The following is a 24,631-nucleotide window of genomic DNA, read 5'->3' as shown; positions in this document are numbered from 1 at the left end:
GCCCGGGGCAACGACCCCATACCTTGCCAAAACCGTACAAATCAAAACATCAGATCCTCCCCAGCCCCCAAAGCTCCACGCAACGAAGGCTACAAAAAAGGGAGAGGAGGGTAAACCCTCACTCTCCCAAGCGATCTGAAGAAATCAGACCGAACTACTTGGATCAGTAGTCAAAGTCGCCGCCGCCCATGCCGCCGCTGGCAGGAGCTGCGTCTTTCTTGTCAGGCAGGTCGGCCACGATGCACTCGGTGGTGAGCACCATGCCGGCGATCGAAGCCGCATTCTGCAGACCGGATCGGGTCACCTTGGCGGGATCGACGATGCCGGCAGCCAGCATGTCGACATACTCGCCGGTGGCGGCGTTGTAGCCCTCGTTGAAGGGCTTGTTGCGCACATTCTCAGCCACCACAGCACCGTTGACGCCAGCGTTCTGGGCGATGCGCATCAGCGGAGCGGTGAGGGAGGAAGCCACGATGTGGGCACCGATCAGCTCCTCACCGGAGAGGTTGGCGGCTGCCCACTCTTCGAGGGCCGGAGCCAGGTGGGCCAGGGTGGTGCCGCCGCCGGGAACGATGCCTTCTTCAACGGCCGCCTTGGTGGCGTTGATGGCGTCTTCCAGGCGCAGCTTCTTGTCCTTCATCTCGGTTTCGGTGGCGGCACCCACCTTGACCACGGCCACACCACCGCTCAGCTTGGCGAGACGCTCCTGCAGCTTCTCCTTGTCGTAGGAGGAGTCGGTTTCGTCCATCTGCTTGCGAATCTGCTCGCAGCGGGCCTTGACGGCCACCTCGTTGCCTTCGGCCACGATGGTGGTGGTGTCCTTGTTGATCGTGATGCGGCGGGCGGTGCCGAGCATCTCGAGCTTGGCATTCTCCAGCTTGAGGCCGGCATCCTCGGTGATCAGCTGACCGTTGGTGAGAACGGCGATGTCCTCGAGCATGGCCTTGCGGCGATCACCGAAGCCAGGCGCCTTGACAGCGGCAACGTTGAGCACACCGCGCAGACGGTTCACCACCAAGGTGGCGAGGGCCTCCTTCTCGATGTCCTCGGCGATGATCAGCAGGGGCTTGCCGGTACGGGCGATCTGCTCGAGCACGGGCACCAGATCCTGCACCAGGCCGATTTTCTTGTCGGTGAGCAGGATGTAGGGCTCTTCGAGCACCGCTTCCATGCGCTCGGTGTCGGTGGCGAAGTAGGGCGAGATGTAGCCCTTGTCGAAGCGCATGCCCTCGGTGACCTCCAGCTCGGTGGTCATCGATTTCCCTTCTTCTAGGGAGATCACACCCTCCTTGCCCACCTTGTCCATCGCATCGGCAATCATGCGGCCCACCTCTTCGTCGTTGCCGGCGGAGATGGTGCCCACCTGGGCGATGGCGCTGGAGTCGGAGATCGGCTTGGCGTGCTCCTCGATCTTCTTGACCAAGAAGTCTGCGGCCTTCTCAATGCCACGCTTGAGGGTGATGGCGTTGGCGCCGGCGGCCACGTTACGCAGACCCGCCTTGACCATGGCGTGGGCCAGCACGGTGGCAGTCGTGGTACCGTCACCGGCGGCGTCGTTGGTTTTGGAGGCGGCCTGACGAATCAGGGCCACACCGGTGTTTTCGATATGGTCTTCCAGTTCAATTTCTTTGGCGATAGTGACGCCGTCATTGACGATCTGGGGGGCGCCGAACTTCTTTTCCAGCACCACATTGCGGCCCTTTGGGCCGAGGGTGACTGCCACCGCCTCGGCCAAGATGTCGATACCCCTTTCGAGAGCCCGACGGGCGTTCTCGTTATAGATGATGCGTTTAGCCATGGAAAGCCTTGTCGTGATGGGTTTAAATCTTGATCGGAAGCCTGGTCAACTATTTCGGAAACTCAGCGGTTCCGAGCTTCAGTTGACGATGGCAAGGATGTCTTTCTCGGACAGCAACACGAACTCATCGCTACCGAGCTTGATATCGGTGCCGGCATACTTGCTGTAGAGAACCTTGTCGCCCACGCTGACTTCGGGAGCCTGACGGCTGCCGTCGTCATTGCGCTTGCCGGGACCGATTTGAACCACCTCACCCACCTGGGGCTTTTCCTTGGCGGTATCGGGCAGAAGGATGCCGCCGGCGGTTTTCTCCTCCGATTCGGACACCTTGATGAAAATGCGATCTCCGAGGGGCTTAACCGTGGAGACGCTGAGAGAGACAGCAGCCATGAATGAATTGCGAGAGCAACGGCATGGCGTCTGAGACGCCACTGGACTACGGACTGGAGTGGGCCTGAAGGCGAATTGGCACTCGAGCCCGTTGAGTGCCAATTTATGCCGGCAAGGGTCGCCCTGGCCAACAAGGAGCTGTGCGGGTCACCGAACCCTCCCTGGCGAACAAACGCGGTGGTAAGGTTGCGCCGCTTCAGGCGGGATGGTTCCCCCTGGGCGCTCTCTGAGTCTCCCCTCCCTATGGCAGCTGCTACCGCCACCGGCACCAAAGGCATTGTGCGGCAGGTGATTGGCCCGGTCCTCGACGTCGAATTCCCGGCCGGCAAGCTGCCCAGGATTTACAACGCGCTTCGAATTGAAGCCCAAAACTCCGCCGGCCAGACCGTCGCCCTCACCGCCGAGGTACAGCAATTACTTGGCGACCACCGGGTGCGTGCCGTCGCCATGAGCACCACCGACGGCCTAGTCCGCGGCATGGAAGCCCTCGACACCGGTTCACCGATATGCGTGCCCGTGGGTGAAGCCACCCTGGGCCGCATATTCAACGTGCTCGGCGAACCCGTCGACGAGCGGGGACCGGTGGCCACCACCCTGACCGCATCGATCCACCGGCCTGCCCCCAGCCTCACAGAGCTGGAAACTAAGCCAAAAGTCTTCGAGACCGGCATCAAGGTGATCGACCTGCTGGCCCCCTATCGCCAGGGCGGCAAGGTTGGACTCTTCGGCGGCGCCGGTGTGGGCAAAACCGTGCTGATCCAGGAGCTGATCAACAACATCGCCAAGGAGCACGGCGGCGTATCGGTGTTCGCCGGTGTGGGCGAGCGCACCCGCGAGGGCAACGACCTCTACGAGGAGTTCAAGGAGTCGGGCGTGATCAACCCCGACGACCTCTCCAAGTCGAAGGTGGCTCTCTGCTACGGCCAGATGAACGAGCCCCCTGGCGCCCGCATGCGCGTGGGTCTCTCGGCTCTGACCATGGCCGAGCACTTCCGCGACGTCAACAAGCAGGACGTGCTGTTGTTCGTTGACAACATTTTCCGCTTCGTGCAAGCCGGCTCCGAGGTCTCAGCCCTGCTGGGCAGGATGCCATCGGCCGTGGGTTACCAGCCCACCCTCGGCACCGACGTGGGCATGCTGCAGGAGCGCATCACCTCCACCTTGGAAGGCTCGATCACCTCGATCCAGGCCGTCTATGTGCCCGCCGACGACCTCACCGACCCGGCACCGGCCACTACCTTCGCCCACCTGGATGCCACCACCGTGCTCAGCCGCGGCCTGGCTTCCAAGGGCATCTATCCGGCGGTCGATCCCCTGGATTCCACCAGCACCATGCTCCAGCCCGCCGTGGTGGGCGATGACCACTACCGCACCGCCCGCTCTGTGCAGAGCACCCTGCAGCGCTACAAGGAGCTCCAGGACATCATCGCCATTCTCGGCCTAGACGAACTCTCTGAGGACGACCGGCGCACCGTAGATCGGGCCCGCAAGATTGAAAAGTTCCTCTCCCAGCCCTTCTTCGTCGCTGAGATCTTCACCGGCCAAAAGGGCGAATATGTGAAGCTCGAAGACACCATCAAGGGCTTCAATATGATCCTTGCCGGTGAACTCGATGACCTGCCTGAAGCGGCCTTCTATCTGATGGGCAACATTGACCAAGTGAAGGCCAAGGCCGCCAAGATCCTTTCCGAAGCCAAGGGTTGATCCCCTCTTCTCCCTGAGGACCCCCAACCATGAGTCTCACCCTCCGCGTTCTGGCTCCCGATCAGAGCGTTTTTGATGGCACCGCCGAAGAGGTGATCCTGCCCAGCACCACCGGCCAGGTAGGCATCCTGCCCGGCCACGTCTCCATGCTTGCCGCCCTAGACACCGGCGTAATGCGGCTGCGCTCTGCCGGTGCCTGGTCAACCATCGCCCTGATGGGCGGCTTCGCCGAGGTGGAAGCCGACGAGGTGACCGTGCTGGTGAATGGTGCCGAGTTGGGCAGCAGCATCGATGCCGCCTCCGCCGAAGCCGCCTTCGAGGCGGCCCAGAGCGCTGCCGCCAGCTTCGAGGGCCAGGCCTCCAGCCCTGAGAAAGTCAAGGCCAGCCAAGCTCTGGCCACGGCCCGGGCCCGTTTTCAGGCCAGCAAGGCGCTCTGAGTAGCCCAGTCAACCAAGACGGGCAGTTGCAGCTCGTCCCGTAGGCCTCCACCTGGTGCTTCAAGCAGCCGCAGCCTGCCCTGGTGGTCAACGCAGAAGCGTTCCACGATCGCCAGGCCCAGCCCCCGATGCCTCTGGCGTTGGCGATCGTTGCTGCGGCTGGGTCCCGGGATCGCCAGTAGGGTCTCGGTGACGCCTGCGCCGTGGTCATCCACCCGCAACAGCAGGTCGCGGCCGCGGCGCACCGCACTGAGTTCCACCGGTGGTGCGCCGTACTCCAGGGCGTTGTCGATCAGGTTGTTGAGCGCCCGTTGCAACCCCTCGGGGTCGAGGTTCACCAGCAAGCGAGGCAGCCGCAGCTTGATTAACCGGGAGGGGTGGCTGGCCACAATGCGGCCGCACAGGTCGTCGAGGGCGCAGGGTTGACGCCGTTCGGCCGGCAGCTCCTGTTCCCCCAGCAGGGCCAATTGGTCGGTCAGCTCGCGCAACCGATCCAGATCGAGGGCCATGGCCTGGGCCAGCTCGCCATTCTCGCCGCTGAGGCGCTCACAAAGAATCTCCGTGCGCAGCATCAGCCTGGCATGGGGGCCGCCCAGGTCGTGGGTGAGGCCATGAAGCAGCTGGCGTCGGGCGCTAGCCGTGTTGTTGATGCGCTCCAGCAGCCGGTTGATGCGCAGGCTGAGGTTGCGGATCGGGGCAATGCCCTGCTCAGGCAGCAGTTGCAGCGGGGCTGCCGAGCCCTGCTCCGCCAGCAGGGTCAACAGTTGGCCAAGGGGGCGTTCAACCTTCAGCCGCAGGAAAAGCACCAGCCCGGCCAGCGCACCGATCACGATGGCCAGGATGCGCAGCGGGGGCAGATACCAGAGACTGTTGCTGAGGAGCTGGGACTGGAAGAGCCAAAGGGTCTGGCCGGTTCTTTGGTCAAATCTGTTCAGTTGCACCCAGTGCCCGCCCCACGGGTCCTGCAGGGGAGGCTGGTCGCGCTGCAGCCTCCGTTGCAGCCCGAACTCCCGGGCCATGGCCTCTTCCACCAGCCGCTCAAACCGCCCGGCTTGGGCCGGCGGGCCGCTCGGCAGCTGGTTCTGCTGGCGCACCAGCACCCCCGCAGGCAGGGGCGCTTCAGCGTGTTGCAACACCTGCTCGACCAGCACTGTGTACTTGCTCAGCCGCAGGGCCGTTTCGCTGACGATGCGCGGCTCGAGCAGCAGGCGCATGCCCAGCAACAGGCCCAGATAACCGGCGATGCCCCCCAGAGCCAGGCTGGCGACCAGCAACAGCCAATCCAATCCTGCCAGGCGTGCCCTGGGCCGCGCCATGGCTCAGCTCCCTGGGTCACCGCCGGGCTGTAGCCGCCGCACCGGCGCCACCAGGCGATAGCCCCGGCCCCGCACCGTTTCGATCACATTGAGCTCGGGCTCCAGCTCCGCCAGCAGGCGCCGCAGCCGGGACAACCGCACATCGATGCTGCGGCTCTGCTCCACATCCACCAGGCTGCCGCTGGCCTGGCCCAGGTCCTGGCGACTGACCACCTCCCCGGCCCGGCTGCAAAGCAGCTGCAGCAGGGCCACGTCGCCGCGGGAGAGGTCCAGGCCCGCACCCTGGGGGTGGCCCAGCCAGAGCTGCTGGGGCTGGAACTGGAGCTCACCGAGTTGCCAGGCTTGGGCCCCAAGCCGGCTGATCTGGGCAGGCTTGAGCAGCTGCTCAACCCGTAACTGGAGCTCCCGAAACAGAAAGGGCTTACCCAGGTAGTCGTTGGCTCCGGCCTCCAGCCCGGCCACCCGATCCCGGGGTGCCCCCAGGGCGGACAACATCAGCACCGGCAGGTGGGGCAGCCCCCGGCGCAGACGCGCCAGCACATCGGTGCCCCGTTGTTCGGGCAACAACTCATCGAGCACCAGCAGATCCGGCTGGGATTGGTCAAGGGCAAGCTCGAGCTCGCGGGGATGGATCAGGTGACGGGCCGCCCAGCCCCGCTGGGCAAACTGGCTCAGGAGCAGGGCTCCCAATTCAGCATCGTCGTCGAGGATCCAAATCGTTTCGGCCACGTCGATCAGTCCGGTGGGAGCGCCATGACCTGTATGTAAGGTCTTAGGACTAGGGACCTGTGCCTAGCGCCCCTAATCTGTTCAGCCTAGCGCCAAGTTTCGTCGCCAGAAATTCAGGCGGTACCGCAGAAGGTGACGTCGGGGAACTTGAGCTTGGCCTCATCAAGGCTCTTGCCCTTGCCCTCCTCCTGCCAGTAATTGATCACCTCGGTGGCCTTGTTCAGCACCTCAACGCGCTCGTTGTCGGTGATCCAGCTCTTGCCCTCCAGCTCCCCCTTGAGGGTTTCCCAGGCATCTTCCCGCGGCCAGAAGAAATAAGCGGTCAGGGGGCTGGGGCCGCCACCGACGATCTGATCCACCGCCAGGGCGACGTTGTCGGGCAGCCAGAGAATCTTCAGCAGGAAGCGACCCTCATCGGCCTTGGGGGTATAGCCGGATGGAACACCGTCTTCATCAATGGTGGCCGTGGCCAGGGCAGCGCTGCCGCCACGCATCACCGGACGCCCCTGGGTGGTGGTGTCATCTGCTGCAACCGGCACCTCGGGCACTTCTGCCAGCACAGGCACTGCTGCCACCGTGGGCACTTCTGCCGCCACGGGCACTTCGATCACAGCAGCGCCAGGAGCGCTCTCGGGGGCTGGCATGGGCTCGACGCTCAAGGCAACGATTCAAACAACTAACCTACCAGCCGCTTCCCCGGCCAATGGCCCTGCGCCTGTTCCTTGATTCGGCCGACCCCCATGCCTGGCAGGAGTGGCTGCCCAGCGGCCTCTTCCACGGGGTGACCACCAACCCCACCATGCTCTGCCGGGCGGCCCAGACCTGCAGTCTGGACAACCTGGCCGCCCTCAGCGCGACGGCCCTCAGCCATGGCATCGCCGAACTGCACCTGCAGGCCTGGGGACCATCCCCGGCGGAGATGCTGGGCTGCGCAGAGCAGCTGGCGGCCCTGGCCCCCGGCCGCATAGCCGTAAAGCTGCCTGTGACCCGCCAGGGGGCAGCCGTGGGCCGGGAGCTCGGCCGCAGGGGCATCCCCGTGACCTTCACCGCTTGCTACGAAGTCCACCAGGTGCTGGTCGCTGCCGCCCTGGGAGCCACCTACATCGCCCCCTACCTGGGGCGCATCAATGATCAGGGCCGCGACGGGATGGCGGAGGTGATCGCCATGCAGCGCTGCCTGGAAGGCGTCGGCTCGAATGTGCGCCTGCTGGCGGCCAGCCTGCGTCAGCCCGGCGAACTCAGCGAGCTGGCCGGCGCCGGGCTGAACACCTTCACGATCAGTCCAGAGCTGGCGGCAGAGCTGTTCAGCAGTGGGGCCACCGCCGCCGCCAGCGTCCAATTCGAGCTCGACGCCCAATCCTGATGCCCACCCCGCCCCAGGCCGTTGTGCTGTTCGACATCGACGGCGTGATCCGCGACGTGAGCGCCAGCTACCGCCGGGCAATCGTTGAGACTGTGCACCACTATGGGGGCCAGCGGCCCAAGCCGGCCGCCATCGACGCCCTCAAGGGCGAAGGCTGCTGGAACAACGACTGGCAGGCCTCACTGGAGCTGCTGCGGCGGCTTGGGCACACACCCCTGCCGGCCCTTGAAGCGTTGGTCGTGGTGTTTGACACCTTCTATTTCGGCGGCGATCCCGCTGGCGATCCCAGCCTGTGGCGAGGCTTCATCGGCCAGGAGCCCCTGTTGGTGCAGGCGCCCTTCTTTGCTTCCCTGACGGCGGCAAACCTGGCCTACGGCTTCGTCAGCGGCTCCGAGCCCCCCTCCTGCCGTTACGTGCTGCAAACCCGGCTGGGCCTGGCCGATCCGCCCCTGATCGCCATGGGGGATGCGCCGGACAAGCCCGATCCCACCGGCCTGCTGCGCCTGGCCACCCGGCTGGCCGGCGCCAGCCTCGGCGCTGGTGCCCCGCCGGTCGCCTACCTGGGCGACACGGTGGCCGATGTGCTCACGGTGCAGAGAGCCCGGGCCCAGTGCCCCGGCCAGCTCTTCCTCAGCCTGGCGGTGGCGCCGCCCCATCTACACGGACATCCCGTAGCGCGGCTCGCCTACGAGGCCAAGCTGCTGGAGGCCGGCGCCGATGCGGTGATCCCCAGCACAGCCATGCTGCTGAACCAGCTGCAACGGCTGGATGCCATCGGCCAGCAGATCGACCCAGAACTCTGGGCTTGAGCCTTAGCGCTCCAGCGCCGCCGGCGCCTTGAGGGCAGCTGCAGTGAGGTTTTCGTGGCCGTGGTCGGTGACGGCCACGTCGTCTTCAATTCGAATGCCGATGCCCTTCCAGCACTCTTCGATGGCGGGCTGCCCCTCTGGCAGCGGCAGCCGATCGCTCACATAAAGTCCCGGCTCGACCGTGAGCACCATGCCCGGCTCCAGCTCCACGTGGTGCTCGCCCAGCCGATAGGCGCCCACATCGTGTACATCCAAGCCCAGCCAGTGGCCCGTGCGGTGCATGTAGAGGTGGCGGTAGGCCCCCTGCTCGATGATTCCGTCTAGCGAACCCGCCAGCAGGCCCAGTTCCAGCAGCCCCTCCACCAGCACCCGCACAGCCGTGTCGTGCACGCCCTCCGCCGTGCAGCCCGGCGCCACCGCCGCCACCGCCGCCATCTGGGCCGCCAGCACCAGCTCGTAGAGGGCCCGCTGTTCGCCGCTGAAACGGCCATTGATCGGAAAGGTGCGGGTGATGTCGCCGTTGTAGTAGTCGCCCAGGGAGCAGCCGGCATCGATCAACAGCAGGTCGCCATCCCGCAGGGGGGAGCTGTTGGCGGTGTAGTGCAGCACGCAGGCATTGTCGCCGCCGGCCACGATCGAGCCATAGGCCGGGCCGCGGGCCCCCTGCTCCAGAAAGTGCTGCTCGATCACCGCCTGCACCTGCCGCTCCCTGAGGCCCGGCCGGGCCACCTGGCGGGCCAGTTCATGGGCCTCGGCGGAGATGCGGGCCGCCTCGCGCAGGCGCTCCAGCTCCTCGGGCCCCTTGCGCAGCCGCAGCTCGTGCAGCAGGGGGCAGGGGGCCACCAGGCCGAAGGCTGCCGAGCCGCTGCGGGGAGCGCGGTCTAGCTGGGCGGCCCAGGCCGCCAGCACCAGGGGCTCCACCTGCGGATGCTTGCCCACCCGGAAGGCGATGCCCTCGGCCCCCTTCAGATAACCAGGCAGCCGCTGGGCCAGCTCCTGGCGGGGATGGGCCAGGTCGGCCCCGAATTCCGCAACCGCGCCTTCACAGCCCCAGCGGAAGCCGTGCCATACCTCGGCGCTGGGCTCCTTGGGGGCCACAAACAGCACGAAGCGCTCCCCTTCTGGCCGGTGGGGCAGGAACAGGGCCACCGCCTCCGGTTCATCGAAACCGGTGAGATACCAGAAGTCGCTGTTCTGGCGGAAGGGCCACTCGCAATCGGCATGGTGAACCGCCAGCGGCGCCGCCGGGATCACCGCCGCTGCCCCCCCGAGCTGGGCAAAAAAGCGCCCACGCCGCTGGGCAAAGGTCGACGGATCGGTCATGGTGCGCAGTTTTCTTGCCCTGGCAGACACCAGTCTGGAGCAGCCACCGGGCCAGGCGTTGGCAGGGACGATTGAATAGGGGCATGGCGAGTGGCAAACCGGCCAAATGAACGACCTGCTCGCCCTGGCGCTGCTGGTGGTGGTGGTGATCGCCGGATCGGCCCTCTGCTCTGGCGTGGAGGCGGCCCTGCTCACCGTGAATCCGGTGCGGGTGCATGAACTGGCGGCCCGCAGCCAGCCCGTTCGGGGCGCCCGCCGGCTGGAGCAACTGCGTCAGCGGCTGGGCCGCACCCTCTCGGTGCTGGTGATCGCCAACAACGTGTTCAACATCTTCGGCAGCTTGATGCTGGGTGGCTACGCCGCCATCGTGTTCAAAAGACTGGGAATAGGGGGCATCGCCCTGCCCCTGTTTTCCGTGAGCCTCACCGTGCTGGTGATCCTGCTGGGTGAGATCTTGCCCAAGGCCCTCGGCAGTCGCCTGGCCCTGCCGGTGGCCCTGAGCAGCGCACCCACCCTGGCGGTGCTCGCCCGGCTGATGCTGCCGCTGGTGCTGGTGCTGGAACAGCTGCTGCCGGCAATCACGGCCGACAACGAGATCAGCACCGACGAGGAGGAGATCCGGCAGCTGGCCCGCCTGGGCTCCCAGAAGGGCCAGATAGAAGCCGACGAGGCGGCCATGATCGCCAAGGTGTTCCAGCTCAACGACCTCACCGCCCGCGACCTGATGACGCCGCGGGTGGCGGCCCCAACCCTGGAGGGCGCGGCCAGCCTGGAGCAGCTGCGCAGCACCTTGCTGGCCAACAACGCCGAGTGGTGGGTGGTGCTGGGCGAGGAGGTGGATGAGGTGCTGGGGGTGGCCAGCCGCGAGCGCCTGCTCACCGCCCTGCTGGAGGGTGAGGGCGGCCGCAACGCCGCTTCCCTGAGCGCGCCGGTGGACTACGTGCCGGAGATGATCCGGGCCGACCGGCTACTCACCGGCTTCCGTCGCAACAGCACCGGCGTGCGGGTGGTGGTGGATGAATTCGGCGGCTTCGTCGGGGTGATCGGGGCCGAGGCGGTGCTGGCGGTGCTGGCGGGCTGGTGGCGCCGGCCCCAACCGGCGGGCGAGACGGGCCGGCCATGAGCCAGGCGCCCGCCACACCGGAGCGCTGCCGCCTGCTGCTGGAGCAGTGGCGCAGCCAGCTGCAGCTCAGTGGCCGCGAGCAGAGCCAGCTGGGCGGCCAGCTGCAGGCCCTTGACCACCAGCTGGATCGACTGCAGCAAAGGCGGCTGCGGGTGGCCGTGTTCGGCCGGGTGGGGGTGGGCAAGTCGAGCCTGCTCAACGCCCTGTTGGGCCAGGCCGCCTTCGCCACCGACGTGGCCCATGGCTGCACCCGCCACCAGGAGGCCCGGGCCTGGGATCAACCGATTGCCGGCCTGGCGCAGGTGGAGCTGGTGGACACCCCCGGGATCGATGAGATCGCCGCCGCCGCCAGGGCCCGACTGGCGGCCCGGGTTGCCCTGAGCTCAGACCTGGTGCTGCTGGTGCTCGACGGCGACCTCACCAGCGTCGAGCACGATGCCCTTTCGCCCCTGCTGGCCAGTGGCAAGCCCCTGCTGCTGGTGCTCAACCGTTGCGACTGCTGGAGCGAGCAACAACAAACCGCCCTGATCGCCAGCATCCAGCGGCGCCTGCCGGTGGCGGCCCGCCACCTCGAGCTGATCCCGGTGGCCGCCGCCCCCCGCCAGCCGGAGCTGCTGGCCGATGGCCGGGTGCGCAGCGTGACCCAGCCCCCCCGGGTGAACCCCCTGCGCCGGGCCCTGGTGGACCTGCTGGAGCAGCACGGCGAGCTCCTGCTAGCCCTCAATGCCCTGGCAGGGGCCGAACGCTTCCACCTGGCCCTGCAGCGCTGGCGGCTGGGGGCAAGTCGCCAGGCGGCCCAGAGCCTGATCGGCCGCTTCGCCGCCATCAAGGCCACGGGCGTGGCCGCCAACCCGCTGGTGCTGCTGGATCTGGCCGGTGGCCTGGCCTGCGACACCGCCCTGGTGCTGCAGCTCTGCCAGCTCTACGACCTGCCCATGGGCGGCGCCGGTGCCCGCCAGCTGCTGCAGAGGCTGTCCGGCCACAACGCCCTGCTGGGCGGCGCCCAGCTCGCAATCCAGCTGGCCCTGGGAGCCCTGCGCCAACTGCTGCTGCTGGGGGCTCCCTTTACGGCGGGGCTGAGCCTGGCCTCCGCGGCGCCGGTGGCCCTGGCCCAGGCGGCCCTGGCGGTACACACCACCCGGCTCACGGGCCGGCTGGCGGCCGCCGAGCTGCTGCGGGGGGCCCAGCGGGGCGGCCGACCCGGGGCCCTGCTGCGGCGCCTGGCCCAGAGCGATCCCCAGGTGCGTCTGTGGCTGGGGGATCGAAGCGAGCCCGCAGCAAACCTGCAGGCCCTGCTGCCATGAGCGGCGGGGTCGTCAAAGCAGAAGAGGGGCCGCTCGCCCTGTTTGGCACCAGCGCCGACCCGCCCACCCGCGGCCACCAGATCCTGCTGGAGGGCCTGGTCCAGGCCTATCCCGAAGTGGCCACCTGGGCCAGCGACAACCCGCTCAAGCAGCACGGCGCGAGCCTGGAACAGCGCTCAGCCCTGCTGGGCCAGCTGGTGGCCGCCATCGGCAACCCCCGGCTGAGTCACCGGCAGGAGTTGAGCAGCCCTTGGGCGATCTCCACCCTGCAACGGGCCGCAGCTGCCTGGCCAGGCCGCGAACTGGTGTTTGTGGTCGGCAGCGACCTGGCCCCCCAGATCCCCTGCTGGAAGCAGGCCGAGGCCGTTTTGGATCGCTGCGTGCTGGCGATCGCCCCCAGGGCCGGCTGGCCCCTGCAGCCGGGCTGTCTGGAGCAGCTGGAAGGGCTCGGCGGGCGGGTAGTGATCCTTGGCCTGGAAGTGCCCGCCAGCGCCAGCTCGGCCCTGCGCCAGAACCCCGATCCAAGCCAGATTCCGGCCAGCCTGCTGCCCCTACTGCTCGAGCACAATCTCTACGGCCTGGGCGATCCGAGCCTCCCCCTCCCCCCTACCCGCCACTCCACCAGCCACTCCACCAGCCCCTGATGCGCCTCGCCCTGGCCCAACTCAATCCGCTGGTGGGTGACCTGGCGGGCAACGGCGAGCTAATCCTGGCCGCCTGCCACCAGGCCGCCGCCCAGGGGGCCGATCTGGTGCTCACCCCCGAACTCTCCCTCTGGGGCTACCCCCCGCGGGACCTGCTGCTACGCCCCAGCCTGATCGCTAAGCAGGGCGTCGTGCTTGACCAGCTGGCCGCCGCCCTGGCCCGGGAGCTGCCCCGGCTGGCCGTGCTGGTGGGCATGGCCGAGCCCTCCGGCGCGGCGCCGTTGCCCAACCTGTTCAACGCAGTGGCCCTGGTGGAAGCCGGCAGCTGGCGCGTGGTGGCCCGCAAAAGGCTGCTACCCACCTATGACGTCTTCGACGAGCAGCGCTACTTCTGCGCCGCCACCGGGCCCAGCGTGCTGGAGCTTGAGCGGGGCGGCCGGAGCTGGCGCCTGGGGCTAACGATCTGCGAAGACCTCTGGGTTGAGGAGGAACTGCAGGGCCACCGCCTGGCTGGTGCCGATCCCGTCGCCGAGCTGCTCTCAAGCCGCGTCGACCTGCTGCTCAACCTCTCGGCATCACCGTTTGGCCAGGCCAAGGTGGCCCTGCGCCAGAGCCTGGCCGCTCGGGCCGCCGCCCGGCTGGGCTGCCCGGTGGTGTATGTGAATCAGGTGGGCGGCAACGACGAGCTGGTGTTCGACGGTGCCAGCTTCGTGCTGGCTGCCAGAGGTGGGGTCGATGTCGACAGCAAAATTTTGTGCCAGCTGGCCTGCAGCCGCGTCCAGGTGGCCTGCTGGGATGGCCGCGGCGAGGCCAGCTGCCCTTCCCCCGCCCAGCTGCCCGAACCGCTTGAGCAGCTGTTTCGGGCCCTGGTGCTGGGGGTGGCCGACTACGCCCGCAAATGCGGCTTCCAGCAGGCCCTGCTGGGCCTCAGCGGCGGCATCGATTCGGCCCTGGTGGCGGTGATCGCCGCTGCCGCCCTGGGGGGCGGGCGGGTGCGGGCCCTGCTGATGCCCTCCCCCTGGAGTTCGGAGGGCTCCCTGCGCGATGCCAGGGCCCTGGCGGCTCGCCTGGGGCTGGGCAGCCACACCGCCGCCATCGCGCCGCTGATGGCCAGCTTCGACACCACCCTCACCCCGGTGCTCGGCGGCCCACCAGGGGGCCTCAGTGCCGAAAACCTGCAGTCACGCATCCGCGGCACCCTGCTGATGGCCGTGGCCAACCAGCAGGGCCAGCTGCTGCTCTCCACCGGCAACAAGAGCGAGCTGGCCGTGGGCTACTGCACCCTCTATGGCGACATGAACGGTGGCCTGGCCGTGATCGGCGACCTCTACAAGACCCAGGTCTTCGCCCTCTGCGCCTGGCTCGATTCGGCCGCAGCAGGCCCCTGTCGCCGCGAGCTGGGGCTGCCGGAGGAAGGCGAGCTGGTGGGTCGGGCAATCCGCGAGAAACCCCCCAGCGCCGAGCTGCGGCCAGACCAGCTCGACAGCGATTCCCTGCCCGACTACGCCGTGCTGGATCCAATCCTGAAGGACTACATCGAAGCACTGCGCAGCCCGGAGGAGCTGGTTGCCAGCGGCACCCCTGCGGAGCTGGCCCACCGGGTGATGCAGCTACTGCGCCGGGCCGAATTCAAACGGCGCCAAGCCCCACCCCTGCTCAAGATCGGGGCGCGGGCCTTCGGTAGCGGCTGGCGGATGCCGATCGCCGCCGCCAACCTGGAGTGACGACCAAGCAGCTGAACCATGGCAGCCCCCAGCCCAAGCGCCGCGAGCCTCACAGCTCCGATGGCCAGCATCGGTGTTCCGGCTGAGATCAAGCGCGATGAGCAGCGTGTAGCCCTCACCCCCGACGCCGTGCGCGAGCTAGTGGGCCAGGGCATGGACGTCAGGATCCAGGCAGGAGCTGGCCTGGGGGCAGGCTTCAGCGACGACCAGTTCGGCGCCGCCGGGGGCCGCCTGGTGAATGCCGAAGAGGCCTGGGCCGCCCACCTGGTGGTCAAGGTCAAGGAGCCCCAACCAGAGGAATTCGCCTTCCTGCGCCCCGACCTGGTGCTGTTCACCTACCTGCACCTGGCCGCCTACCAGGATGTGGGCCGGGCCCTGCTGGCGGCCGGCACCACGGCGGTGGCCTACGAAACCGTGCAGCTCGAAGACGGCAGCTTGCCCCTGCTGGCGCCGATGAGCGAAATCGCCGGCCGGCTGGCGGCCCAGGTGGGAGCCCACCTGCTGGAGAAGCCCCACGGCGGGCGCGGCATCCTGCTGGGCGGCTGCACCGGCGTGAAGCCGGCCCGGGTGCTGGTGCTGGGGGCGGGCAGCGTCGGCTGGAATGCGGCCCGAATCGCCGCTGCGATGGATGGGGAGGTGTACCTGCTGGATCGCTCACCGCAGAAATTACGCAGCCTCGACACCTATCGCCAGGGCCGACTGGTCAGCCTGATCAGCAGCCCCAGCCTGATCGAGCGTCTGGTGCCGGAAACCGACCTGCTGATCGGTGCCGTGCTCACCGCCGGCGGCCGCGCCCCCACGCTGGTGAGCGAAGAACTGGTGCGGCAAATGCGGCCGGGCTCGGTGGTGGTGGATGTGGCCATCGATCAAGGCGGCTGCATCGCCACCAGCCGGGAGACCACCCACACCGATCCGGTCCACAGCCTGCACGGCGTGCAGCATTACGCAGTCGGCAACATGCCCGGTGCCGTGCCCTTCACCTCCACTGAGGCGCTGGTGAGCGTCACCCTGCCCTACATCCTGGCGATCGCAGGACGGGGCCTGGTGGAAGCCGTCACAGATCGCCCCGAACTGGTTTCCGGCCTCAACACCATCGATGGTTCCGTCTGCCATCCCAGCGTGGCCAGGGCCCTGGGAGTGGCCAATCGCCACCCGATGGCCTGCCTGCGCTGAGCCGCTCCCCCAGCGGCCGCCGCAATACCCCCGGATCGATCCCCTCCCGCAGGGCGAGCACCAGCCCAGCAGCCTCGGCATAGCTGGCGGCCGCCAACACCTCCAGGCCCAGGGCCTGGGCCGACACCTCCAGCAGGCAGGGGTTGTGCACCGCTATCACCGGGATTCCCCGCTCAGCGCAGGCCAGCACAGCTTCACCGCCGAGGGCGCCAGCTGGGGCGACCACGGCACCGATGGCGGCTGCCGTCAGCAGGGTTACAGCCGGCCCCAGGCCAATCCCATCCCCGTAGGGGTGGCCCGCCGGGCCCAGCGGCACCAGATCCGGCGCCCGGCTCAATCCCACCAGCACGCAGGGCAGGAACGTATGGCCCAGCTCCTCCGCCGCCGCCCTGGGATCCAGATCCGGATCCATAGGCAGCGGCTGCAGGGCAGGGGCATGGGCGCAGGGGATGCCCAGGTGGCGCACCAGCAGATGGCTGATCACCGCCTCGGCGCCGGCCAGGCCATCGACCCCGGCGCCATGGCGATAGGCGGCCAGGGCCTCGCTATCGGGATCATCGGGGAAGCGGGCCACCACGGCGATGGCGCTGGCGCCTGCCAGTACCAGCTTTTCGCCGGCGCGCAGCAGGGCATCCGGGCGCTCCAGGCTGCCCCAGCTGGCGCCGCTGGAGCCCAGGCTCAGGCCCACTCCCAGGGGCTCGTCGCTGATGAGCACCGGGCCGATCGCCAGCCCCAAGCTGGCGCGACAAGCCTCGGCCGCCTGAATCTGGCGCTGTCGCAGCTCCGGTTCGATGCCCGCATCCAGCAGTAATCCCACCCGCCGGCCAGCCACCGGTGCCAGGGCCAGCTCGCCGGCTGCGAAGCGATCCAGGGCCCAGCCCTCCACATATTGAATGCGCCGATCACTCCAGTAGAGGGCGGCCCCATTCATCACATTGGGATGGGTGATCAGGCAGCCGCTGGCCGCCGCTAGCAGCCGGGCCGCCGGCAGGCCATCGCCGGCATAGCCGCCCAGGGCACACCCCACCCCGGTGGGGATCACCAGCAGGGTGGGCAGGGGAGGCGGGGCACCGCTCACGATCGCGGCGGTGCTGGAGCGTCACCCACAAGCAGCACCGCCTCAATGTGGAGGCCCCGAACCGGTTCGGCGGCGGTGATCGCCCAGCGCAGCAGCTCGGCCCCGGGCCCCGCCTGCTCCTGGGCTGCCGCCAGCAGAGCCGGCCGCAACTGGCTCAGCTTTGGCCCCTGCAAGGGCTTAAACCAGAGCTGCAGCAGCTCCAGCCTCACTTCTGGTATTGGCCGAACTGGGCTTCGTAGAGGGCATCCTCCTGGCCGGCCTTCAGGCGCAGATCGGATTGGGGCAAGGAGACGCAGAGGAGGGCGTAGCCCTGCTGCTGCAGCTCGAGCTTGACGCCCATGGCGTCCGCCTGCAGCACGGTGCCCTCAGTGATCAGGGCCGCACAGGTGGTGCAGACCCCCGAACAGCAGGAACTGGGCAGGGCCACCCCAGCCGCCTCTGCCGCCGCCAGCACGGTCTGGTCGCTGCGACAGGGGAAGGAATGCAGGGAGCCCGCAAGCTCGGCGCAGATCGTGAAGGTCTGGGGATCGGTCACTGGAAGCGCCGGGTGGGGAGCAGCGATGCCCCATCTTCCCAGCTCACCAACCTCAGAGCTGCTGCCACTGGCTGGGGTGGGGGGCCAAATACTCCGGCGGGGTGTGTCCCTCGGGCAGGGGCGGCGCCGTGAGCAGGAAATCCATGCTGATCGAGGCGCGCAGGTCGTCGGGATCGTCGTTTGGCAGCACGGCGTGATCGAGGCTGCTGGGGAACAGCAGGAGCAGGCCGGCCCGGGGGGCCACGTCCACCCATGGCTGCAGCCAGTCCTGGCAGCCAGGCAGCGGATCCGCCTGTAGGGGAGCCCTGTGCCCCACGGCCATCCCCGGCACCAATTCATTGACCTGGCGCTGGGGCCAGAAGCGGAGCACACCACTGCGGCCGGAGCCGTCGCCACTGAGGTAGACCACGGCACTGAGATGGGCGTTGGGATGGTGGTGGCGGCCAACCACCTGGCCCTCCTCACTGAGCACGGGCCAGCAGCGCTGCAAATGCAGGGCCAGCTGGGACGGCTGCAAACCGAGCTGCTGCAGATAGATCTCAGCCTGCTGGACCACCGTGGCGACCAGCCCAGCAAAAAGGGGATGGCGATGCAGCTGCCACACCCCGTTGAGATCGCCGGTCCAGGCGCAGCCGGGATCGGGATTGCTGGCGGCGGCGCCCCGCAGGGCCAGCAGGGCCTGCAGCTGAGCAGCCAGCTCAAGCGGGTCTGGGCGCAGCTGAACCTGGCCGAGGGCCACCGGAAACAGGGGCTGGATCACCAGCGGTCCAGGGGCGGGCAAAGGCAGGGGCATGGGATCGAAGATGGCGTTATCAAGGGCGCATGGGCGGCGATTAATACGCCCATCGCCGTCAGAGTTATGCCAAGCCGCTGAGACTCAGCCGCCACCATGGCCGCAGGGCTGCAGCGCTCTTCCGCAAACCATTGATCTAGCTAGGGAGAGCGACGCTCCAACAGCATGGACACCGCATTGATGTCGAGCATGAAGCTACGAGACCAAGAGGCCTGTCGCCCTAAGCGACGCCGCCCTCCCAGCTACTAACTGAAGCTCAACCCATGGAGGCTGAACCACCCACCACTTCCAGGATCTCCTGGGTGATGGCGGCCTGACGGGCCTTGTTGTAGTCGAGGGTGAGGCTCTTGGCGAGCGCCTTGGCGTTGTCGCTGGCGTTGTTCATGGCCGTCATCCGGTTGGCCAACTCCGAGGCTGCAGCCTCCTGGAGGGAGCGTAGCAGCTGGTTTTCCAGATAGAGGGGCAGCAGGGCATTGAGCAGCTGGTCCGGACTCTGGTCAAAGACAATGTCCGAAGGCAGACGGGGCTGCTCGTTGGCAGTGCTGCCCAGCTCCACCCCAAGCTGACCCTCCCGGGTGGTGAGACGGAAAATCTCATCTTCGGGGATGGCAATGCCTTGTGGGTCTAGAGGCAGGAGGGTCTGAATAACCGGCTTGGAGCTCACCAGGTTGACAAACTTGGTGAAAATGATTTCCACCCGGTCGGTAGAGCCTGAGAGGAACTCAGCCAGCACCTCATTGGCGATGCCCATGGCCTCGCTGGCCTTAGGTACCTGCTCCAGGCCGGTGAAGGTGGCCCGGATCGTGTAGAGGCTGGCCCGGTTCTGGAAATAGGTGATCGCCTTGCGGCCGATCAGCACCAGATCCACCTTGTAGCCCTGGCTGGAGAGTTCGGCGTAGCGCTGCTCGGTGCGCTTGATGATGTTGGCGTTGTAGCCACCGCACAGACCGCGATCGCCGGTTACCGACAGCAGGGTGATGGTGGTTACATCCCGTTGCTCCAGGAGGGGGGCTTCGGCGTCTTCAAAGCGCATGCGCGATTGGAGGTTTTCCAGCACGCGGGCCAGGCGGTCGGCAAAGGGCCGGCTGCGCAGCACCTGCTCCTGGGCGCGCCGCACCTTGGCGGCCGCCACCAGACGCATGGCCTCGGTGATCTTGCGGGTGTTCTTGACCGAACCGATCCGGTCGCGGATGTCTTTGAGGTTTGCCATTGGATGATGCCCCTGCTCAAACGGAGGCGAGCATGGTCGACTTCACCTCATTGATGGCTTCCTTAAGCATGGCTTCAGCCTCTTCGCTGAGCTGCTTCTCGGTTTGCACCTTGGAGATGAAATCGGCCTTGTTGCTCTTGAGATACTCCCGCAGTTCACGGCAAAACTGCACCACCAATTCCACGGGAACCTCATCGATCAGGCCCTTGACGCCGGCATACACAACAGCCACCTGCTCAGCGAGGATCAGGGGGCTGAACTGGGGCTGCTTGAGGATCTCGCGCAGCCGCTTGCCGCGACCAAGTTGGGCCTGGGTGGCGGCGTCGAGGTCGGAGGCAAACTGGGAGAAGGCGGCCAATTCGTCAAACTGGGCCAGCTCCAACTTGAGGGTGCCGGCAATCTTCTTGATGGCCTTGGTTTGGGCAGCACCACCCACCCGGCTCACCGAGATCCCCACGTTGATGGCCGGTCGCAGGCCGGAGTTGAACAGGTCGGAGCTGAGAAATACCTGGCCATCGGTGATCGAGATCACGTTGGTGGGGATGTAGGCCGACACGTCGCCAGCCTGGGTTTCGATGATCGGCAGGGCGGTCATCGAGCCCTTGCCCATGGCATCGCTCAACTTGGCAGCCCGCTCCAGCAAACGGCTGTGGCAGTAGAACACATCGCCGGGATAGGCCTCCCGACCGGGAGGGCGCCGCAGCAGCAGGGACATCTGGCGGTAAGCCTGAGCTTGCTTGGTGAGGTCGTCGTAGATCACCAGGGTGGCCTTGCCCCTGTACATGAACGACTCGGCCAGGGCCGCGCCTGTGTAAGGAGCGAGGTATTGGAGAGCGGCGGCCTCTGAGGCACTGGCCGCCACCACGATGGTGTAGTCGAGGGCACCCTTCTCGCGCAGCACCTCCACCACGTTGGCCACCGAGGCAGCTTTCTGACCCACTGCCACATAGACGCAGACGACGTCTTCACCCTTCTGGTTGATGATCGTGTCGATCGCGATGGCGGTCTTGCCGGTCTGGCGGTCGCCGATGATCAGCTCGCGCTGGCCCCGACCGATGGGAATCATCGAGTCGATGGCGGTGATGCCCGTCTGCATGGGCTCGTGCACCGATTTGCGCTGGATGATGCCAGGCGCCATCGATTCGATCAGGCGGGTTTCGGTGGTAGCGATGTCACCCTTGCCGTCGATGGGCTGGCCCAAAGAATTGACCACCCGACCCAGCATGGCGTCACCCACGGGCACGGCAGCGATCTTGCCGGTGGCCTTAACCGTGCTGCCCTCCTGAATGCCGCGCCCCTCGCCCATCAGCACCACGCCGACGTTGTCGTCTTCCAGGTTGAGGGCGATGCCTTCGGTGCCATCCTCAAACTGAACTAGCTCGCCGGCCATCACCTGCTGCAGGCCGTAGACCCGGGCGATGCCATCGCCGATCTGCAACACCGTTCCGACGTTGCTGACCGATACCGATCTGTCGTAGTCCTCAATCTGCTGCTTGAGGATGGCGCTGATCTCGTCGGGGCGGATGGAAACCATGGGAGGAAGTCCCCACAAGGGGAGCTGATGGAAGGGAGGGCGGTGAAGTGGAGGGGGGGTAGCTAGCCCACCTGGGCAAGCGCCAGACCAAGGCGACGCACCTGACCAGAAAGGCTGGCATCGATCACCTGGGAGCCCATGCTGACGATGAAGCCCCCGATCAGGCTGGGATCGACAACGAGGTCGAACTCGACGGCCTTTGAACCGGCGATCGCCTGCACTTTTTTATTGAGCTCGGCCTGCTGCTCAGCGGTGAGGGCCGCCGCCGAGGTGACCTTGGCCAGGGTGATGTGGCGCAGCTCGCGATAGAGCTCCAGGAAGCGAATCATGACCGCATCCAGCATGGGTAGGCGTTGGCGGTCGGCCAGGAGCTTGAGCAGGTTCTGAACGCTGGGGGTGACCTGGTCGTTAAAAATTTTGCCCAGGGCAGCCTTCTTGGCGTCGGGCTCCAGCAGGGGCGAGGCCAGGGCCGCCTGGAGTTCGGGACTGGAATTGAGCACCTCTAGTACTGCCTTGGCCTGCTCGGCCACGGTGTCCGTTTCCTTGCGGGCCTCTGCCACCTGAATCAATGCCTCGGCGTAGGGGGTGGCAATGGAATTGAGGAGAGGCATCAGGCTTTCCCTAGGGTCTTGATGGACTGGTCGATCAGGCGCACCTGGGCATCACCATCGAGTTTGCCCGGCAGGGAGGCCAGGGCCCTAGCGATGGCGCGGTTGGCCGCTTCCCGACGCAACTGGTCTGTGACTCGGGCGGCCTCGGCACCTAGGTCGGCCATGGCGCCCTGCTTGAGACGTGCCATCTCCTGGATAGTGCGGTTTTCGCTTTCCAGCCGCAGGGCCTGGGCGCGGGCCTGGCCGTCGGCGCGGATCTGCTCTGCCTTCTGCTGGGCTGCGGCTAGCCCCTGCTGGGCCTCGGCCAAAGCAGTGGTGGAAGACGCGAGGCGCTGCTCAGCATCCTGGAGATCGCTCAGGATTGCATTGCGACGGCGCTCGAGAATGCCGCCGAGGAAACCTGGCAGAAACTTCCAGAGCCCGAAGATGACGATGGCCAGGTTGATGATATTGGTCTCAAATAGATTGAGATTGAGACCAAAGCCGCCGTGGCTGGCGAGCAGGGTGGGAATCAAGGGGGTCATGGGGTGGCCAGCAAGCGGGACACGATCAGGTCACCGAGCTTGTCAGCATCAATGTTGAGCTGGGTCATCGCCTGATCACGTTGGGCATCGATCTCGCGGCGGGCCTGCTCCCGGGATGCATTGGCCTCGGCAGTCGCCAGGGCAAGGGCCTCGCGATAGAGGCGATCCATCTCCTGCTCAGCCTCAAGAATCAGCTTCTGGGACTGCTGTCGAGCGTCCTTGAGCTGCTCCCTGAGATCGGCTTCCAGGCGCTCAACCTGGGCAAGCTTCTGCTTGGCCTCGGCACGGCTGGTGGAGATGAAGCTTTCGCGATCCTCCACAGCCCGGCCAACGGGACGGAAGAACAGCGAATTCAGAATGAAGGTGAGGAGCACCACCTGCACCGCCATCAGCGGCAGGGTGGCATCGAGGTCAAATAGACCTCCCTCAGGGACACCTGCTTCGGCGAGCAGAAGCCAGCTGGTCATTGGGGCGAGGGCGCTGGAACGATCGGGCGAGTGGGGACTGGCGTGAGGCGGGAAACAAGGGGCTCAAGCCCCCGACTTCCACGCCTCACGGAACAATCAACCTGCGAAGGGGTTGGCGAACAGCAGCACCAGGGCGACCACGAGGCCGTAGATGGTGAGCGCTTCCATGAAGGCCAGGGACAGCAGCAGGGTGCCGCGGATCTTGCCTTCGGCTTCGGGCTGACGTGCAATGCCTTCAACGGCGCCGCCAGCTGCGGTGCCCTGACCGATGCCGGGGCCGATGGCACCGAGGCCGACAGCCAGGCCAGCAGCCAGAACAGACGCAGCGGAGGTGATGGAATCCATGGTGGAGTGGGGGATGGGAGTCGCGGTTGTGGCGCGTAGTGGAGCTGGGTTCAAACCCGGCGCTTGGGACATCCCTTTTGAGGATGGGCCCGGGGTGCGGCCGGACCTGCGCGAGGCAGATTTAGCAGAGCGCCTAGTGGTGCTCCTCGTGCACCGCCTCACCGATGTAGTAGGCGGCAAGGGTGGCGAAGATCAAAGCCTGGATGGCGCTTGTGAACAGGCCCAGGAACATGGCCGGCAAGGGCACAATCAGGGGCACCAAAAACGCCAGCACTGCGACCACCAGTTCGTCCGCCAGAATGTTGCCAAACAGACGGAAGGAGAGGGACAGGGGCTTGGTGAAATCTTCGACGATCTTGAACGGGAGCATGATCGGCGTCGGCTCCACGTAGTACTCGAAATAACGCAAGCCCTTGCGGCTCAAGCCCGCATAGAAATAGGCCAGCGACACCAACAGGGCCAGGGCGATGGTGGTGTTGATGTCAGCGGTGGGAGCGCCGAGCTCACCACTGGGCAGATGGATCAGCTTCCAGGGAACCAGGGCTCCGCCCCAGTTGCTCACGAAAATGAACAGAAACAGGGTGCCGATGAAGGGCATCCAGTCGCGATAGGCCTTCTCGCCGATCTGCTCCCTGGAGAGGTCGCGGATGTAGTCCCACACGAACTCGAGCAGGTTTTGGGTGCCGCGGGGATCCCGTTCCAGCTTGCGGGTACCCACCACCACCAGGGCCAGGAGAGCTCCGATCACAACCCAGGAGCTCAGGAAGACCTGGCCATGGATCTTGAGGTTGCCAAGCTGCCAATAGAGGTGTTTACCAACCTCCAATTCGGCAAGGGGAAGGGTGAGAGGCATCGGAGCCAGCGAGGGGGGAGTTCGGTATCGCCGAAGCGACGGAACGGTGGGAAAGTTTTAGCTGTCGAAGACAGCCTGGAGAATCAGGGCCGGCTTGTAGAGCAAAAAGCCCAGCAGGGCCGGCAGGATTGAAAGCTGGGGCAACCTGGAGGCCACCAGCACCAGGACCACGGGCACCAGCAGCTGGGTTCTGCTCAAGCGGCGGGAGTTTTCTCCAAGCCGGGTAACGCTGCGGCTGAGCAGCCACAGGTAGAGCAAGCCAGCCACGGATCCCACCAACAGGCTGAAGGCCGTGGCTAGGGATCCGGCGATGGCGGTGACCACCACGACAACTGCAGAAAGCAGCATGGTGGCGACCAACAGCCGGCGCTGGAGCCGAAAATAGCTGTCCATCCCGTTGCTGGAATGTCCATTGCTGGAAGATTCAGTAACTGAATCTGAACCGTTGCTGGAATCGGCCGGAGCACGATCCCCAACGACGGGGACATCCACCTGGCTAGGGAGGGAAATCGACAAGCGCTTAACCCCCCTGTAAGGCGCGCGGAATCTATCACGTGCGGGTCACAACACCGGCAGCAACAGCCGCTGATCAAGCAGCTGGCGGGCCACCGCCAGCCGGGTGGCGGCTGGCCAATCCAGGGGCAACTGGCCGATCGAGAGGTTGGGAGCCTGCTCGAGCGCCCGCATCAGCTCAAAGCTCTCCTGGCTCAGGCTGAGCGGCAGCAGATCCGGGCCCATCAGGCTGGTGGAGGGCCAGCCCCACAGGCAGCGGTTCACCTCCCCCCGGGCAGCTAGCAGGGCGGCATCGGAGCTCCAATCGGCAACGGAGACCGGGCCCTTGCTG

27 protein-coding genes and 1 pseudogene are annotated in these 24,631 nt (G+C 66.6%); 9 read left to right on the top strand and 19 right to left on the bottom strand.

The window, feature by feature from the left end; all coding sequences use genetic code 11:
• Positions 1–163: 163 nt before the first annotated feature.
• Together groL and groES are read right to left on the bottom strand one after the other, a co-directional pair.
• Complete coding sequence (gene groL, locus KBZ07_RS00930; RefSeq protein WP_254929853.1) at positions 164–1,798, bottom strand: chaperonin GroEL; 1,635 nt, start codon at positions 1,796–1,798, stop codon at positions 164–166.
• Positions 1,799–1,876: 78 nt separating this feature from the next.
• A complete protein-coding gene (gene groES / locus KBZ07_RS00925; RefSeq protein WP_094561335.1) occupies positions 1,877–2,188 on the bottom strand; it encodes a co-chaperone GroES in 312 nt (103 codons plus the stop codon).
• A 243-nt stretch (positions 2,189–2,431) separates the two neighbouring features.
• Between groES and atpD the strand changes: the two genes are divergently transcribed.
• Together atpD and atpC are read left to right on the top strand one after the other, a co-directional pair.
• Positions 2,432–3,892: a F0F1 ATP synthase subunit beta gene (gene atpD, locus KBZ07_RS00920; protein ID WP_254929852.1), complete on the top strand. Its 1,461-nt coding sequence runs from the start codon at positions 2,432–2,434 to the stop codon at positions 3,890–3,892.
• A gap of 29 nt (positions 3,893–3,921) precedes the next feature.
• Positions 3,922–4,329, top strand: a complete 408-nt coding sequence (gene atpC / locus KBZ07_RS00915; protein ID WP_254929851.1) for an ATP synthase F1 subunit epsilon — start codon at positions 3,922–3,924, stop codon at positions 4,327–4,329.
• On the opposite strand, the gene KBZ07_RS00910 is transcribed toward atpC, so the two are convergent.
• The 3 genes from KBZ07_RS00910 to KBZ07_RS00900 all read right to left on the bottom strand — a co-directional run bounded on the left by KBZ07_RS00910 (position 4,308) and on the right by KBZ07_RS00900 (position 7,033).
• Positions 4,308–5,645: a sensor histidine kinase KdpD gene (locus KBZ07_RS00910; RefSeq protein WP_254929850.1), complete on the bottom strand. Its 1,338-nt coding sequence runs from the start codon at positions 5,643–5,645 to the stop codon at positions 4,308–4,310. The genes atpC and KBZ07_RS00910 overlap by 22 nt on opposite strands.
• 3 nt (positions 5,646–5,648) lie before the next feature.
• The gene (locus KBZ07_RS00905; RefSeq protein ID WP_254929849.1) at positions 5,649–6,374 is read right to left on the bottom strand and encodes a response regulator transcription factor; all 726 of its coding nucleotides are present in this window, start codon (positions 6,372–6,374) and stop codon (positions 5,649–5,651) included.
• Positions 6,375–6,487: 113 nt separating this feature from the next.
• Positions 6,488–7,033: a 30S ribosomal protein PSRP-3 gene (locus tag KBZ07_RS00900; protein WP_254929848.1), complete on the bottom strand. Its 546-nt coding sequence runs from the start codon at positions 7,031–7,033 to the stop codon at positions 6,488–6,490.
• A 44-nt stretch (positions 7,034–7,077) separates the two neighbouring features.
• Between KBZ07_RS00900 and KBZ07_RS00895 the strand changes: the two genes are divergently transcribed.
• Together KBZ07_RS00895 and KBZ07_RS00890 are read left to right on the top strand one after the other, a co-directional pair.
• On the top strand, positions 7,078–7,737 hold the full coding sequence (locus tag KBZ07_RS00895) for a transaldolase family protein (RefSeq protein ID WP_254929847.1): 660 nt from the start codon (positions 7,078–7,080) through the stop codon (positions 7,735–7,737).
• Positions 7,737–8,546 carry a TIGR01548 family HAD-type hydrolase gene (locus KBZ07_RS00890; RefSeq protein ID WP_254929846.1) on the top strand — a complete coding sequence of 270 codons (810 nt, stop codon included), beginning with the start codon at positions 7,737–7,739 and terminating at the stop codon, positions 8,544–8,546. Before KBZ07_RS00895 ends, KBZ07_RS00890 begins: the two co-directional genes overlap by 1 nt.
• A 3-nt stretch (positions 8,547–8,549) precedes the next feature.
• Here KBZ07_RS00890 and KBZ07_RS00885 read toward each other — a convergent pair whose 3' ends face one another.
• Positions 8,550–9,869, bottom strand: coding sequence for an aminopeptidase P N-terminal domain-containing protein (locus tag KBZ07_RS00885; RefSeq protein ID WP_254929845.1), 1,320 nt, complete (start codon positions 9,867–9,869; stop codon positions 8,550–8,552).
• A gap of 106 nt (positions 9,870–9,975) precedes the next feature.
• Between KBZ07_RS00885 and KBZ07_RS00880 the strand changes: the two genes are divergently transcribed.
• From KBZ07_RS00880 to ald, 5 genes are read left to right on the top strand one after another with little or no spacing between them, the layout of a single operon-like run.
• On the top strand, positions 9,976–10,992 hold the full coding sequence (locus KBZ07_RS00880) for a CNNM domain-containing protein (protein ID WP_254929844.1): 1,017 nt from the start codon (positions 9,976–9,978) through the stop codon (positions 10,990–10,992).
• Complete coding sequence (locus KBZ07_RS00875) at positions 10,989–12,296, top strand: GTP-binding protein (protein WP_254929843.1); 1,308 nt, start codon at positions 10,989–10,991, stop codon at positions 12,294–12,296. Before KBZ07_RS00880 ends, KBZ07_RS00875 begins: the two co-directional genes overlap by 4 nt.
• Positions 12,293–12,940 (top strand): nicotinate-nucleotide adenylyltransferase, encoded by a 648-nt coding sequence (locus KBZ07_RS00870; RefSeq protein WP_254929842.1) that lies wholly within the window; start codon positions 12,293–12,295, stop codon positions 12,938–12,940. The genes KBZ07_RS00875 and KBZ07_RS00870 overlap by 4 nt, the downstream gene beginning before the upstream one ends.
• Positions 12,940–14,664, top strand: coding sequence for an NAD+ synthase (locus KBZ07_RS00865; protein ID WP_254929841.1), 1,725 nt, complete (start codon positions 12,940–12,942; stop codon positions 14,662–14,664). The genes KBZ07_RS00870 and KBZ07_RS00865 overlap by 1 nt, the downstream gene beginning before the upstream one ends.
• 60 nt (positions 14,665–14,724) lie before the next feature.
• On the top strand, positions 14,725–15,837 hold the full coding sequence (ald, locus tag KBZ07_RS00860; RefSeq protein ID WP_254929871.1) for an alanine dehydrogenase: 1,113 nt from the start codon (positions 14,725–14,727) through the stop codon (positions 15,835–15,837).
• Here ald and KBZ07_RS00855 read toward each other — a convergent pair.
• The 13 genes and pseudogenes from KBZ07_RS00855 to KBZ07_RS00795 all read right to left on the bottom strand — a co-directional run.
• Positions 15,749–16,915 (bottom strand): DUF3326 domain-containing protein, encoded by a 1,167-nt coding sequence (locus KBZ07_RS00855; RefSeq protein ID WP_254929840.1) that lies wholly within the window; start codon positions 16,913–16,915, stop codon positions 15,749–15,751. The genes ald and KBZ07_RS00855 overlap by 89 nt on opposite strands.
• Positions 16,912–17,124 carry a hypothetical protein gene (locus tag KBZ07_RS00850; RefSeq protein ID WP_254929839.1) on the bottom strand — a complete coding sequence of 71 codons (213 nt, stop codon included), beginning with the start codon at positions 17,122–17,124 and terminating at the stop codon, positions 16,912–16,914. Before KBZ07_RS00850 ends, KBZ07_RS00855 begins: the two co-directional genes overlap by 4 nt.
• Positions 17,121–17,450 carry a 2Fe-2S iron-sulfur cluster-binding protein gene (locus tag KBZ07_RS00845; RefSeq protein WP_315860128.1) on the bottom strand — a complete coding sequence of 110 codons (330 nt, stop codon included), beginning with the start codon at positions 17,448–17,450 and terminating at the stop codon, positions 17,121–17,123. The genes KBZ07_RS00850 and KBZ07_RS00845 overlap by 4 nt, the downstream gene beginning before the upstream one ends.
• A 52-nt stretch (positions 17,451–17,502) precedes the next feature.
• Positions 17,503–18,243 carry a TIGR02466 family protein gene (locus KBZ07_RS00840; protein WP_254929838.1) on the bottom strand — a complete coding sequence of 247 codons (741 nt, stop codon included), beginning with the start codon at positions 18,241–18,243 and terminating at the stop codon, positions 17,503–17,505.
• Between the two features lie 256 nt (positions 18,244–18,499).
• Positions 18,500–19,453 (bottom strand): F0F1 ATP synthase subunit gamma, encoded by a 954-nt coding sequence (locus KBZ07_RS00835; RefSeq protein ID WP_254929837.1) that lies wholly within the window; start codon positions 19,451–19,453, stop codon positions 18,500–18,502.
• Between the two features lie 16 nt (positions 19,454–19,469).
• A complete protein-coding gene (gene atpA / locus KBZ07_RS00830) occupies positions 19,470–20,987 on the bottom strand; it encodes a F0F1 ATP synthase subunit alpha (protein ID WP_254929836.1) in 1,518 nt (505 codons plus the stop codon).
• 62 nt (positions 20,988–21,049) lie between these two features.
• The gene (gene atpH / locus KBZ07_RS00825; protein WP_254929835.1) at positions 21,050–21,598 is read right to left on the bottom strand and encodes an ATP synthase F1 subunit delta; all 549 of its coding nucleotides are present in this window, start codon (positions 21,596–21,598) and stop codon (positions 21,050–21,052) included.
• Positions 21,598–22,122: a F0F1 ATP synthase subunit B gene (locus KBZ07_RS00820; protein ID WP_197151444.1), complete on the bottom strand. Its 525-nt coding sequence runs from the start codon at positions 22,120–22,122 to the stop codon at positions 21,598–21,600. The genes atpH and KBZ07_RS00820 overlap by 1 nt, the downstream gene beginning before the upstream one ends.
• Entirely contained in the window at positions 22,119–22,589 is a 471-nt protein-coding gene (locus KBZ07_RS00815; RefSeq protein WP_254929834.1) for a F0F1 ATP synthase subunit B', read from the bottom strand. The genes KBZ07_RS00820 and KBZ07_RS00815 overlap by 4 nt, the downstream gene beginning before the upstream one ends.
• 96 nt (positions 22,590–22,685) lie before the next feature.
• Positions 22,686–22,934, bottom strand: coding sequence for an ATP synthase F0 subunit C (atpE, locus tag KBZ07_RS00810; RefSeq protein WP_106502337.1), 249 nt, complete (start codon positions 22,932–22,934; stop codon positions 22,686–22,688).
• Positions 22,935–23,067: 133 nt separating this feature from the next.
• Entirely contained in the window at positions 23,068–23,787 is a 720-nt protein-coding gene (atpB, locus tag KBZ07_RS00805; protein ID WP_370594463.1) for a F0F1 ATP synthase subunit A, read from the bottom strand.
• A 57-nt stretch (positions 23,788–23,844) separates the two neighbouring features.
• Entirely contained in the window at positions 23,845–24,180 is a 336-nt protein-coding gene (locus KBZ07_RS00800) for an ATP synthase subunit I (protein ID WP_197153350.1), read from the bottom strand.
• 168 nt (positions 24,181–24,348) lie between these two features.
• Positions 24,349–24,631: pseudogene (locus tag KBZ07_RS00795) on the bottom strand (SAM-dependent methyltransferase); the annotation flags it as partial.

Source organism: Cyanobium sp. BA20m-14, from assembly GCF_024346295.1.
Note: the sequence above shows the minus strand (reverse complement) of the source record. Positions and strands in the feature narration are given on the sequence as shown.